Origin of the sequence: uncultured Roseobacter sp., from assembly GCF_947492555.1 — a bacterium.
In the GTDB taxonomy this organism is placed as follows: domain Bacteria; phylum Pseudomonadota; class Alphaproteobacteria; order Rhodobacterales; family Rhodobacteraceae; genus Roseobacter.
The window spans coordinates 869,800-882,821 of sequence record NZ_CANLNE010000002.1 but is presented as its reverse complement, the minus strand read 5'-3'; the positions used below and the strand labels follow the sequence as shown (position 1 = coordinate 882,821).

Here is a 13,022-nt window from a genome sequence, read left to right as displayed (position 1 = left end):
AACCGACCGCCCCCGAGAGTATAATTTTTGAGAATTTTCGCCAGATCACATCAAGAAGTGATGCACTTCGCGTGACTGGTTTTCAAGCGACTTGCGCATTTTTCCGAAGGCCGCAGCCTCCAACTGGCGGACACGCTCTTTGCTGAGGCTCAACTCCTGACCGAGGCTTTCGAGCGTACGGGGCTGGTCACGCAGCTTGCGTTCCCGCACGATGAACCGCTCCCGGTCATTGAGATCTCCCATGGCTTGCAAGAGCCATTCGCGCAGCTGTTCGGTGTCATGCTGATGCTCGACCGTTTCGGCAGCCTGCGTGCTGTCATCTTCCAGCGCGTCAATCCATTCACGCCCCTCGTCCTCGGTCGACTGGGTAGCGTTCAGCGAATAATCCGAGCCCGAAAGACGCCCCTCCATCATCTCCACGTCGTGCAATGGCACGCCAATCTCAGTCGAGATCATCTGGCGCAGCTGGTGCCGATCCAGCACTTCGCCCGCCGCAGCGCTCTCACGCTCCAGCCTCGCCTGGACACGGCGCATGTTGAAAAACAACGATTTCTGCGAAGAGGTCGACCCCGTCCGCACCATCGACCAGTTGCGCATCACATAGTCCTGAATGGACGCCTTGATCCACCACACCGCGTAAGTAGAAAAGCGCACGCCTCTGTCGGGGTCGAACTTATCAGCCGCTTTCATCAGCCCCAGACCTGCTTCCTGAATCAGGTCGTTCATGGGCGCGCCATAGCGTTTGAACTTGGACGCCATAGAAATGGCGAGCCGCATGTAGGCTGTAATCAACCGGTGCAGAGATTTCTCACATCGCTCATCGCGCCAGGCATAGGCGAGACGCAACTCCGTCTCCGCGTCCAAAAGTTCCGCCTTCATCGCTGTTCGAGACAGTGACATATCTCTTGCAGTATCCAAAGCCATAGCGACATCTCCCAGTCAGATGAAGCACACCTTGCCGTGCACAGTTGATATAGATACGCACCATACACCCGATTGGTTCACCGCAAAGGTTGATAAAATGTTGCCAAAATTGACCTTCGTGCTAGGTGGCGCCGCGTCCGGAAAATCGCTTTGGGCCGAAAACCTTTTGTTAAGCAGTCATTTAGCTCCTGTTTACCTTGCCACCTCGCGCATCTTTGATGACGAAATAAAAGTGCGCGTCGAGGTCCATAAATCGCGCAGAAGTGACCGGTGGGTGAATTTTGAGGCACAATTAGAACTCGGGCCCGTTCTGAGGGAGCTGGAATCGGGTCAGGGCGTGCTTATCGACTGTGTGACGATGTGGTTGAGCAATCACATGCTGGATGAAAATGACATCGATGCCGCACAGAGGCGATTGCTGTCGGACCTCACGTCCTGTGATGCGCCCTGCGTGGTTGTTTCCAACGAGGTGGGTCACGGAATTGTCCCAGACAACGCGCTCGCCCGGCGGTTTCGCGAGGCTCAGGGCAGGTTGAACATCGCGCTCGCTGCGCAAGCTGATCTGGTGGTCTTTGTGACGGCTGGCCTGCCCACGGTATTGAAAGGGCAACTGCCATGACGGTCTGGCATTGGGTGCGACACGGACCGACACATGAAAAAGCGTTTGTCGGGTGGCGTGATGTGCCCGCCGACCTGTCGGACAGGGCGCGCATCAGTCGGTTGCAAAACCACCTGCCAGAGGAGGCGCTGTTGGTTTCATCCGATCTGATCCGCGCCTCTGCAACAGCGGACGCAGTTCAGCGACCGTCACACCATCGGCTGCCCAGCGAGCCCGAGTTGCGGGAGTTCAACTTCGGCCTGTGGGACGGGATGCATTTCAGCCAGGTGGCAGAAGAGCACCCGGCGCTCAGCCGCGCCTATTGGGAAACGCCCGGCGACGTGAAGCCGCCGGAAGGCGAGAGCTGGAACATGGCGGCGGCCCGCGTGAACGCCCGTGTGGACGCACTCAACGCCGCCCATCCCGCTGCGGAGATCATCGCAGTGGCTCATATCGGCGTGATCCTCACGCAGGTGCAACGCGGTCTGGGGGTCACGCCCTACAAGGCGCTGTCCCATGAGATCGACAACCTTTCCTGCACGCGCATCGTCTGGTCAGGCGGAACGCCGACGGTAAGCCAGATCAATCACTGTCCGTGATCCGACGCGTCACAAGAGTTCGTTTGATCCTGGCACTGCCGAACAGATAACGTCATCACCATGACGTATGACTTGTACATCGGCGATCGCACCTTCTCCAGCTGGTCCCTCAGGGGTTGGTTGATGATGGAAAAATTTGGCCTGCCTTACCGGACCCATCTGGTAGGGCTTTACAGCGGCACGATGGCGTCGGACCTTGCGCCGCTGTCACCGGCGCGGCTGGTGCCGGTGCTCCAGACGCCGGATGGCGATATCATCGGCGAGACACTCGCGATGGCCGAAACGCTGGCGGAGCGGCACCCGGAGGCCGGATTCTGGCCAGCTGAGGCGCATCTGCGGGCCCGCGCGCGCTGGATCAGCGCGGAGATGGCATCGGGCTTTGCGGCCCTGCGTGACGCCTGTCCAATGCAGCTGCAGCATGTCAACAAAGGCTTTGAAGCCTTAGACGCCGTGATGGCCGATCTGGACCGCCTTGAGGATATCTGGTCCTCTGCCCGTGCGCTCTCAGGGGCGCAAGACGGATGGCTGATGGGCAACTATTGCCTCGCGGATGTATTCTACGCCCCCGTTGCCGCGCGGATCATTGGCTATGACCTGCCGGTCTCCCAGGCCAGCCGCGCCTATTGCATGAAAGTGATCGACGATCCTGCCTTCAAGACCTGGCGCGCCGACGGGTTGAAGACCAGATACAATCCGTTTCCCTACCCAATGGGTGTGCCTTTGGCGGACTGGCCCGCGTAACCGGACCAGCCACACCCATTAACCTTTCGTAAACACCCGTCACGTACCGATTAACCACGTCGGAATGGAGGGGTGTTTTGGTCTCGGTGGCACATTCGGTTGCATTTCGCGGGGTAGAAGCCTGCCTTGTCGAAGTGCAATGTTCGCTCGCACCCGGTTTGCCGGGGTTCAGCATCGTCGGCCTGCCCGACAAGGCCGTTTCCGAAGCCAAAGAGCGCGTGCGCGCCGCTCTCTCCTGCATGGCCATCGCCTTTCCGTCCAAAAAGGTCACCATCAACCTCAGCCCGGCAGATTTGCCGAAAGAAGGCAGCCATTTCGACCTGCCGATTGCTGTCTCGCTGCTCGCAGCACTTGAGATCATCCCGCGCGACATCACGCAATCCGTCGTGGCCTTGGGGGAATTATCGCTGGACGGCAAGATCGTGCCCGTCACTGGTGCATTGCCCGCCGCCATGACGGCCGCCGCCGAAGGGTTCGGCCTGCTTTGTCCCGAAGAGTGCGGAAAAGAGGCCGCATGGGTCAGCGACGCCAGGGTAATTGCTGCAAAGTCACTCGGCGATGTGGTGCGTCATTTCACCGGACAGGTGCCGATTGCGCAAGCTAAACCGGGGGAAGTCGCAGCTTCTGCGTTGACCAAAGACCTGTCGGAAGTCAAAGGGCAGGAGCGCGCCAAACGCGCGTTGGAAATTGCCGCCGCCGGGTGCCACCACCTGATCTTCATCGGCACACCGGGGTCCGGCAAATCCATGTTGGCGCAACGCCTGCCGGGCATCCTGCCCCCGATGACAGCGCTGGAGGCGCTGGAAACCTCGATGATCCATTCTGTTGCCGGGCTGCTGGACGAAGGCGGCATCACCCGCGACCGCCCCTTTCGCGATCCGCATCACACGTCGTCCATGGCGGCGATCATCGGCGGCGGACGCCTGGCGAAGCCGGGTGAGGTGTCGCTCGCCCACAACGGGGTGCTCTTCATGGATGAATTTCCCGAATACCAGCGAAACGTCCTCGAAACACTACGCCAGCCGATTGAGACCGGTGAGGTCATGATCTCCCGCGCCAATGCACATGTCAGGTATCCCTGCCGGTTCATGCTGGTGGCAGCGGCGAACCCTTGCAAATGCGGCTACCTCTCTGACCCGGAACGCGCCTGCGCCCGTGTCCCGCAGTGCGGAGAAGATTATCTTGGGCGCATTTCCGGGCCGTTAATGGACCGGTTCGATCTGCGGATCGATGTGCCACCTGTCGCCTATACGGATCTGGACCTGCCCGCCAATGGCGAAAAGTCCAGCACCGTCGCCGCACGGGTCGCAGCGGCTCAGGTGGTGCAACAGGCCCGGTTTGGCGACAGGCCGGACATGCGCTCAAATGCCGATGCCGCAGGCGAGGCTTTGGAGGAAATCGCAACACCCGATGCGGAGGGCCGTGACTTGCTGTTGCGTGCGGCAGAAAGGTTTAAGCTATCGGCGCGCGGATACCATCGGGTCATGCGTGTCGCGCGTACCATCGCCGACCTGGAAGGAGCCGACACCGTGCAACGCCCGCATATCGCAGAAGCCATCAGCTTCCGGCTCGTGAGTCCGGCCGACGCCTAGGCCCGACGCGCCTCGATGGCATCCCAAATCTTTGCGGCAATGTTAACACCATCAAATCGCTCCAACTCCTGGATGCCGGTGGGTGAGGTGACGTTAATCTCGGTCAGATAATCCCCGATGACATCGATCCCGACAAATATCTGACCCTTTTCTTTCAGCAACGGCCCGATGGCCGCGCAGATCTCCTGATCCCGCGCCGTCAGCCCGATCTTTTCAGGCCGCCCGCCGACATGCATGTTGGAGCGGGTCTCCCCCGCTGCAGGCACCCGGTTGATGGCACCGACCGGCTCACCGTCCACGAGGATCACCCGTTTGTCGCCCTTCGACACCGCCGGCAGGAATTTCTGCACGATCAGCGGCTCGCGCGAGAACCCGGTGAACAGCTCATAGAGCGATGACAGGTTACGGTCGTTCGCATCCAGGCGGAAAACACCCGCCCCGCCGTTGCCATAGAGCGGCTTGAGGATGATATCGCCGTGCTTTTCCTTGAAGGCCTTGATCGTCGTCAGATCGCGCGCGATGCTTGTCGGCGGCGTCAGGTCGGGGAAGTCGAGCACCAGCAGTTTTTCCGGATAGTTCCGCACCCAGAACGGATCATTGACCACCAGAACTTCTGGCGTTAGCCGGTCCAGCAAATGGGTGGAGGTGATGTAATGCATGTCAAAGGGCGGGTCCTGGCGCAGCCAGATCACGTCGAAACCCGCCAGATCAACCTCGCGGGCATGCCCCAGTTGCGCGTGCTCTCCCTGCACCCGCTGCACCCGCAGATCATGGCCGCGCGCCGTGATGCGTCCTTCCTGATAGGCAAGATGGTCGGGCGAATAGAAGAACAACTCGTGCCCGCGCGCCTGGGCCTCTTCGGCAAGCCGAAAGGAGCTGTCGGCGTTGATGTCCACGTCCCCGATCGGGTCCATCTGAAAGGCGATCTTCATGGCGGCTCCTGCATTGCTCGCCTTTAAATGACCCAGCCGCAGGAAAGGTTCAATGCCTATGCAGGCAGAAGATCAACTCTCGCCAAAGGCGTTTTCAAGGATTTGCACTTCACCCATGCCGTTCACAAGTGCGGCGTCAAAACGGGCCTCCGTCAGCGATCCCATGGGCAGCGTGCCCAGATATTCCGCAGCCGAGGCAAATATACGCGCGCGCTGCCGTTGCGTGATCCGAAGGGCAGCCGCCTCGAAACTGCGGCTTTGTTTCACTTCAACAAAGATCACCTGATCGGGGTCTTCCACGATCAGGTCGATTTCACCGCCCGCGCCGCGCCATCGTTTTTCGGCCACCCGGAACCCCAGCGCTTCATAGTGACGCGCCACGGCACTTTCGGCGGCGGCGCCCGCGTGATGCGCCATCTCGCCCCGAGAGGCACGCTGCGTGGGAGAAAACATGTCGTCACCCTTTCGAAAGCGACAGTGCCATCTGGTAGACCTGCCGGCGCGGAACATCATGCGCCTTGGCCACCATATCCACCGCGTCCCGCATGGACATGGACTGCAAGGCCCGGCTCAGATCTTCTTCTAGGCCATCTTGGCTAACAGTTTCTGAACGGTTCCGGTCGATCAGCACGACAATCTCGCCCTTGACGCTTGTCCCCGCGTAGGCATCGGCCAGCTCCGCGAGGGTTCCGCGCCGCACCTCTTCGAACTTCTTGGTCAACTCGCGGCACACCGCGGCCTGCCGCTCAGCCCCCAGGGTATCACGCGCATCGGAGAGCATCGCGGCCAGTCGCTTGGCGGATTCGTAAAAGACCAATGTGCCGGGCACCTCTCTCAACGCATCCAATGCCCCCCGTCGCGCCGCCTTGGCGTTGGGCAGAAACCCGGAAAAATGGAATGCATCCGTGGGCAGCCCCGCCAGAACCAGCGCCGTGAGGATCGCCGAAGGCCCGGGTGCGCAGGTCTGCATCACCCCCGCCTCTCCCGCGGCCCGGCTCAATTCGAAGCCTGGGTCCGCGATGAGCGGCATCCCCGCCTCGGATGCATAGGCAACAGATTGGCCCTCCGCCACGGCGCTCAGCAAGCGCTGCGTCACACCATCCTTGCTGTGATCGTGCAGCGCCACCAGCGGCCTGCTCTCCAGCGGAATACCATGAATATCCATCAGGCGGCGAAGACTGCGGGTATCTTCGGCCGCCAAAACATCCGCCGATGCCAGAACATCCAGCGCCCGCAGGGTGATATCGCGCGCCGTTCCAATCGGCACACCCACGAAATACAGGCCCGCGCGCAAAGGCACCTTTTGGTAATTCAACGCTGGACCCGCCTTTCCTGACGTCTATGATTGCCGCAACCGCGCTTCCGAGCGCCTGAATTCTGATTGCTGGAGTATCCGCATATGTTTGCCGTTTTCCCATCCGCCCGCAAGGTCGTGCAGCTGATTGCCCTGCCCTTTGTCGCTTTGGCACTCGCGGCCTGTGACACCATTCCGGGCGGCGGCTTTGGTGGCGGGCCCAGCATCAACACCGGCGACGCGGTGCCGGTTGCCCTGCTGGTGCCTGGCGGCTCAGGCCTTACAACGGACGAATTGCTGTCACAAAGCCTTGAAAACGCAGCGCGTCTCGCCATGCGGGACCTCAACGGTGCAACGATCGATTTGCGAGTGTATCAGACGGCAGGAGATGCAGGAACAGCCGCCGCGCGGGCACAGCAAGCGGTTGATGACGGCGCAAAAATCATCCTCGGGCCGGTCTATGCAGCGTCCGCCAATGCCGTGGGGAACGCGGTTGCAGGTGACAATGTCGCCGTACTCTCGTTTTCGAACAACGCTGCCATTGCGGGCGGCAATGTTTTCGTGCTTGGGCCAACCTTTCAGAACACCGCCAACCGTATGGTTGGTTATGCGCGGTCCCAGGGCAAGCAACGGTTCGTCGTCGTGCATGGGCAGGATTCTGCTGGCAACCAGGGCCGGGATGCCATTTCCAGCGCAGTGACGGCACAGGGCGCGTCTGTCGTCGGCACGGTCGGCTACGCTCTGTCACAACAGGACGTGATCGCAGCCATTCCGCAGATTAAATCCGCCGTGGAAGGGAACGCGGCGGATGCCATCTTCATGACCACTGACACGGCCAGCGCGCTGCCGCTGCTCTCCCAACTCCTGCCCGAGGCCGGTGTGACGTCGGAGACGTCGCAGTTCATCGGATTGACCCGCTGGGATATTCCCGCCCAGACGCTCAGTCTGCCCGGGGTGCAGGGTGGCTGGTTTGCGGTACCCGATCCTGCAGCCTCAGCAACCTTCAGCGCGCAGTATCAAGGGGCCTATGGTGGTGTTCCGCATCCCATCGGCGGATTGGCCTTTGACGGGATTGCCGCCATTGGTGCGCTGGTGAGCCAGGGCAACGCTGATGCGCTCACCGGGGCAGCCCTGACACAGGGCGCCGGCTTCCGGGGCGCCAGCGGTATCTTCAGGCTGCGTGCAGACGGCACCAATGAGCGCGGCCTTGCGGTGGCCACGATTACCGATGCCCAGGTGACCATTCTCAGCCCCGCCCCGCAGTCTTTCGGCGGCGCAGGTTTCTAAGGCAGGCTCATGTCCCTTCCAGTTCAGCAGGTCGATGCCCCTTTGGTGGAGGGATTGATCTGTGCTCCAGACCTGATCTTTGACAAGGCCTCTTTCAATGAGGAGCTGACGTCGGCGCTTGCCGGCCAAACCACCCCCGGCGATATCCGAACCGTCGCCGTGAACCTGTTGCGCGGCCGTCAGAAAGAGGCGCGCGCGCGCATCGCAGCGGCCTTTGCCGAACACCCCTTTGACGCCCGTCCGATGACGCGGGCCTATACCTACCTCACCGACCAACTGGTGACATCCGCGCTCTACGTGGCGCGCGAGGTCCTGCACCCCAAACCCAATCCGACGGCCAGCGAACACCTCGCGGTGATTGCAGTCGGCGGGTATGGGCGCGGAGAAATGGCGCCCTTTTCGGACGTCGATCTGCTGTTCCTGACACCCTACAAGATCACCGCCTGGGCGGAGAGCGTGATCGAATCCATGCTCTACATCCTGTGGGATCTGAAACTGAAGGTCGGCCATGCCAGCCGGACGGTCAAAGAATGCCTGCGTCTGGGAGCCGACGATTTCACCATCCGCACCGCGATGTTGGAACAACGTTATCTGGCAGGTGATCGGGCGCTGGCGGAAACGCTGGCGCAACGGCTGCGCACGGACCTCTTTGCCGGGTCCGAACGTGAATTCATCGAGGCCAAGCTGGCCGAACGCGAAAGCCGTCACATCAAGCAAGGGCAACGCTACGTGGTCGAGCCCAATGTGAAAGAGGGCAAGGGCGGGTTACGCGATCTGCAATCGCTCTACTGGATCGCGAAATACGTGCATAACGTGCGGGACGTCGCTGATCTGGTGAACCTCGGCGTCTTCACCGAAGACGAATTGCGCGGTTTTGCGGCTGCGGAGGATTTCCTCTGGGCGGTGCGGGGTCATCTGCACCTGTTGTCGAAACGTGCCTCTGAACAGCTGACCTTTGACATGCAGGTGCAGGTTGCCGATGCGATGGGATATGAGGACACTAGGGGCCGTCGCGCGGTCGAGGTGTTCATGCAGCATTACTTCCTGCATGCCACGGAAGTGGGTGATCTGACCCGCATCTTCCTGACCAAACTGGAAGCCGACCACGTCAAGGCGGAACCCATTCTGGAGCGGATTTTCAGGCGACGCCCCCGGGTCAAAGCCAATTACATGGTGGTCAACAACCGCATCGCGATCAAAGATGACACTGTCTTTCTCTCCGACAAGCTGAACCTGCTGCGCCTCTTCGAGGAAGCGCTGCGCACCGGCATGCTGATCCACCCGGATGCCATGCGGCTTATCAAATCCAACCTGCATCTGATCGACGATGAGGTGCGGACCGCCCCCGAAGCACGGCGGATTTTCTTTGATCTGCTGTTGAAACACGGCAACCCGGAACGCGCGCTCAGACGGATGAACGAATTGGGCGTGCTCTCGGCCTTTGTGCCGGAGTTTGAGCCCATCGTAGCGATGATGCAATTCAACATGTATCACAGCTACACCGTGGATGAGCACATCATCCAATGCATCAAGAACCTGGCGCAGATCGAACGGGGTGAGCTGGAAGAAGACCTGCCGGTCGCCTCCTCGATCCTCAAACGCGGCGTGGATCGCAAGGTGCTTTACACCGCGCTGCTGATCCATGACATCGGCAAGGGGCGGTCCGAGGACCATTCCATTCTCGGCGCCCAAATGGCCCGCAAGATCGCCCCGCGCCTTGGCCTGAACAAGGCCGACACCGACACGGTAGAGTGGCTGGTGCGCTATCACCTGCTGATGTCCGACATGGCGCAGAAACGCGATATTGCCGATCCGCGTACGGTGCGCGACTTTGCCAAGGCGGTGCAGACCGTGAAACGGCTCGATCTGCTCTGTGTGCTGACGGTCTGCGACATCCGTGGCGTGGGGCCGAATACCTGGAACAACTGGAAAGCCGTGCTGATCCGCGCCCTTTACCGCCAGACGCAACGTGCGCTGGAGACCGGCCTTGAGGACCTCAACCGCGAAAACCGCGGTACAGAGGCGAAACGCGCCCTGCGCGAGGCGCTCAGCGACTGGCCCCGCAAGGAACTGCAGGCCGAAACCGCGCGCCACTACGACCCCTACTGGCAGGCGTTGCATGTCACCGCCCATGTGGTCTTTGCCAAGATGCTGCGCGATGTGAAAGACGGCGAGATTCTGATTGACCTGCACCCGGACGAAGATCGCGACGCCACCCGCGCCTGTTTCGTGATGGCGGATCATCCGGGCATTTTTGCCCGCCTTGCCGGGGCCTTGGCTCTGGTGGGGGCGAATGTGGTCGATGCGCGCAGCTACACCACCAAGGACGGGATGGTGACCGACGCCTATTGGATCCAGGACGCCGACGGGAATCCCTATGACGCTGCCCGCCTGCCCCGCCTGCGCCAGATGATCGAAAAGACCCTGCGTGGCGAGGTTGTCGCGCGCGATGCGCTGAAATCCCGCGACAAGGTCAAGAAACGCGAACGCGCTTTCAAGGTGCCGACCCATATCACCTTCGACAATGAAGGCTCGGAAATCTACACGATCATCGAAGTCGACACGCGGGACCGCCCCGGTCTTCTCTATGATCTGGCGCGGACGCTGGCCACCGCCAATGTCTACATCGCCAATGCCGTGATCGCGACCTACGGCGAACAGGTGGTCGATACCTTCTATGTCAAGGATATGTTCGGGCTGAAGTATTACGCGACCAGCAAACAGCGCACGCTGGAGAAAAAGCTGCGTCAGGCCATTGATGATGGCGTTGAAAGGGCCCGCGAGTGAAGCCCATCCGCCTGATCTCGGGCCTGTTCACCGTCGGCGGCTGGACATTGATGAGCCGCATCCTCGGCTTTGTCCGGGATGCGATGATCCTTGCCCTGCTCGGCACCGGCCCGCTCTATCAGGCCTATGTCGTTGCCTTCCGTCTGCCCAATATGTTCCGCCGCTTCTTTGCCGAAGGGGCATTCAACATGGCTTTCGTGCCGATGTTTTCCAAACGGCTGGAAGGCGGGGACGATCCGAATGGCTTTGCCTCTGACGCCTTTGCAGGACTGGCCACGGTTCTGATCGGTCTGACGCTGGTGGCGATGGCCGCGATGCCCTGGCTGATCTACGCGCTGGCCTCGGGGTTTGCGGGGCAGGAGCAGTTTGGCCTGTCGGTCGAATTCGGACGGATCGCCTTTCCTTACGTCCTGTTCATCTCGCTTGCCGCCCTTCTGTCGGGCATGTTGAATGCCTCCGGTCGGTTTGCGGCGGCTGCAGCGGCCCCCGTCCTGCTCAATATATTCCTGATCAGTGCGATGGCCGGGGCTGCATGGCTGGGCGGCGATGTGGCGCGGGCACTGATCTGGGCCATTCCGGTCGCCGGTGTTGCGCAATTCATGCTGCTGTGGCGAGCGGTGCGCAAGGCGGGCTTTGCCGTAAGACTGCAATGGCCGCGCCTGACCCCGGCCATGCGCCGGTTGATCCGGGTTGCCATCCCGGCGGCTCTGGCGGGGGGCGTGGTGCAGGTCAATCTGCTGGTCGGCCAACAGGTCGCCAGCTATTTTGACAAGGCCGTGGGGTGGCTTTTCGCGGCGGACAGGCTCTATCAGCTCCCGCTTGGCGTGGTGGGCATTGCCGTGGGGGTTGTGCTGTTGCCGGACTTGTCGCGCCGTCTGCAGGCCCGCGATGACACCGGCGCGAAATCCGCGCTCAGCCGGGCAGCGGAAATTTCGCTGGCGCTGACGATCCCGGCAGCGGTCGCGTTGATGATCATTCCCTTCCCGCTGGTCTCCGTCCTCTTTGAACGGGGCGCCGCAACCGTGGACGATACCGCCGCCATCGCCGTGGCTGTGGCAATCTACGGACTCGGGCTGCCCGCCTTTGTTCTGCAGAAGATCCTGCAGCCCCTGTTTTTCGCGCGCGAGGACACCCGGCGGCCCTTTTACTACGCGGTTGTGTCGATGGTCGTGAATGCGCTGCTGGCCATTGGGCTGGCCCCCGTGGTGGGCTGGATTGCGCCCGCCATTGCGACAACCGTTGCCGCCTGGGTGATGGTGGCCCTTCTGCGCGTCGGTGCAAAAAGCTACGGCGATGTGGCGCAATTCGACACCCGTTTTCGCAGTCGCATCTGGCGCATGGTTGTCGCCTCGGCGGTCATGGGGGCGGCTCTGTGGTTCAGCAACGTGACCCTGAGCCCGTTCCTCGGCATCCCTTGGTGGCGAGCATTGGCGTTGATGGTGCTGATCGGGATTGGCATGATCAGCTATTTCGGCACTGCACATCTGATCGGCGCGATCAGAATTGGTGAAATCCGTCAGGCACTTGGTCGGTCTCGCAGCGGCACTTGATCAGTCGCGGCGCAACGCTGCCAGAACCCGCGTGATCCCACCGGGCACCAGCGCAGCCGAGGCCCCGAACCCGAAGAAGAAGGCGGCAAGGTCGGCAACCCAGCCATTGCCCACATCAAAAAAGACGCCCCAGATCAGTTGCAGCCCCATCAGCATCGCGATCAGGCTGAAGGCGCGCAGCTGTTCCTCTCCCTTCGCCGCAAGGCTCTGCCACATCACGAAGGAATAGCCACCGATGAGGCCATATACCGCCGGAAAGCCCCCGATCAGCCAGTTGGGATCGTTGAGCAGCAGAGCGTAGACCAGCGCGCCGAAGATCGCGCCGCCGAAGAACAGAACCAGCACGGCCAGTTGCCCCATCGTCTCGCCCACAAGCTTGCCAAGCGCCAGCAGCAGCACACCGGCGAAAAGCGTCGAGGTAAAGCCGGAATGGACAAAGGAATAGGTCAAGAACCGTTGCAGGTGCTCTGGCAACCAGCGGCCATTGGTGACCATCCAGTCAAAGATATCGCCCGAAAATGCGTAAGTCTCTACAGCCGCCAACCGCCAGCCCACAGCCTCGGCACCCCCGATCAGACCACGCGCGCCAAGGCTGAACGCAACCTCCGGTAAGGCAATGGCCAGAAACAGGATCACGACCACGGGCGGCAAGGGATTGACCGGGGAGGCTTCTTTGTGGTCGTGCATGGGCTCATTCCTTGACGCTGCTCTGACCCAT

General features: G+C 61.2%; 12 protein-coding genes. 7 read left to right on the top strand and 5 right to left on the bottom strand.

Going from position 1 to position 13,022, the window contains the following annotated elements; translation table 11 throughout:
• Nucleotides 1–45 precede the first annotated feature (45 nt).
• Nucleotides 46–924, bottom strand: coding sequence for an RNA polymerase factor sigma-32 (locus tag Q1A07_RS11315; protein ID WP_195819608.1), 879 nt, complete (start codon nt 922–924; stop codon nt 46–48).
• Nucleotides 925–943: 19 nt separating this feature from the next.
• On the opposite strand from Q1A07_RS11315, the gene cobU reads away from it, so the two are divergent.
• From cobU to Q1A07_RS11295, 4 genes are all read left to right on the top strand, one after another.
• Nucleotides 944–1,543 (top strand): bifunctional adenosylcobinamide kinase/adenosylcobinamide-phosphate guanylyltransferase, encoded by a 600-nt coding sequence (gene cobU, locus Q1A07_RS11310; RefSeq protein WP_366944086.1) that lies wholly within the window; start codon nt 944–946, stop codon nt 1,541–1,543.
• On the top strand, nt 1,540–2,121 hold the full coding sequence (locus tag Q1A07_RS11305) for a histidine phosphatase family protein (RefSeq protein ID WP_299780741.1): 582 nt from the start codon (nt 1,540–1,542) through the stop codon (nt 2,119–2,121). The genes cobU and Q1A07_RS11305 overlap by 4 nt, the downstream gene beginning before the upstream one ends.
• A 60-nt stretch (nt 2,122–2,181) precedes the next feature.
• A complete protein-coding gene (locus Q1A07_RS11300; protein ID WP_299780739.1) occupies nt 2,182–2,862 on the top strand; it encodes a glutathione S-transferase in 681 nt (226 codons plus the stop codon).
• A gap of 77 nt (nt 2,863–2,939) precedes the next feature.
• Nucleotides 2,940–4,454: a YifB family Mg chelatase-like AAA ATPase gene (locus tag Q1A07_RS11295; RefSeq protein WP_299780737.1), complete on the top strand. Its 1,515-nt coding sequence runs from the start codon at nt 2,940–2,942 to the stop codon at nt 4,452–4,454.
• Here Q1A07_RS11295 and gshB read toward each other — a convergent pair.
• The 3 genes from gshB to rsmI all read right to left on the bottom strand — a co-directional run bounded on the left by gshB (nt 4,451) and on the right by rsmI (nt 6,701).
• Nucleotides 4,451–5,386: a glutathione synthase gene (gshB, locus tag Q1A07_RS11290; protein ID WP_299780735.1), complete on the bottom strand. Its 936-nt coding sequence runs from the start codon at nt 5,384–5,386 to the stop codon at nt 4,451–4,453. The genes Q1A07_RS11295 and gshB overlap by 4 nt on opposite strands.
• Nucleotides 5,387–5,458: 72 nt before the next feature.
• Nucleotides 5,459–5,839: a YraN family protein gene (locus tag Q1A07_RS11285; RefSeq protein ID WP_299780733.1), complete on the bottom strand. Its 381-nt coding sequence runs from the start codon at nt 5,837–5,839 to the stop codon at nt 5,459–5,461.
• A gap of 4 nt (nt 5,840–5,843) precedes the next feature.
• The gene (gene rsmI / locus Q1A07_RS11280) at nt 5,844–6,701 is read right to left on the bottom strand and encodes a 16S rRNA (cytidine(1402)-2'-O)-methyltransferase (RefSeq protein ID WP_299780731.1); all 858 of its coding nucleotides are present in this window, start codon (nt 6,699–6,701) and stop codon (nt 5,844–5,846) included.
• 84 nt (nt 6,702–6,785) lie between these two features.
• Here rsmI and Q1A07_RS11275 point away from each other — a divergent pair, with 84 nt between their 5' ends.
• Genes Q1A07_RS11275 through murJ form a run of 3 tightly spaced genes read left to right on the top strand, consistent with a single transcriptional unit; the run spans nt 6,786 to nt 12,304 of the window.
• A complete protein-coding gene (locus tag Q1A07_RS11275) occupies nt 6,786–7,967 on the top strand; it encodes a penicillin-binding protein activator (protein WP_299781968.1) in 1,182 nt (393 codons plus the stop codon).
• A gap of 9 nt (nt 7,968–7,976) precedes the next feature.
• Nucleotides 7,977–10,754: a [protein-PII] uridylyltransferase gene (locus tag Q1A07_RS11270; protein WP_299780730.1), complete on the top strand. Its 2,778-nt coding sequence runs from the start codon at nt 7,977–7,979 to the stop codon at nt 10,752–10,754.
• Nucleotides 10,751–12,304, top strand: a complete 1,554-nt coding sequence (murJ, locus tag Q1A07_RS11265; protein ID WP_299780728.1) for a murein biosynthesis integral membrane protein MurJ — start codon at nt 10,751–10,753, stop codon at nt 12,302–12,304. Before Q1A07_RS11270 ends, murJ begins: the two co-directional genes overlap by 4 nt.
• Here the strand turns inward: murJ and Q1A07_RS11260 are convergent, their stop codons facing one another.
• Entirely contained in the window at nt 12,305–12,991 is a 687-nt protein-coding gene (locus Q1A07_RS11260; protein WP_299780726.1) for a rhomboid family intramembrane serine protease, read from the bottom strand. It lies immediately after the preceding gene.
• Nucleotides 12,992–13,022 lie beyond the last annotated feature (31 nt).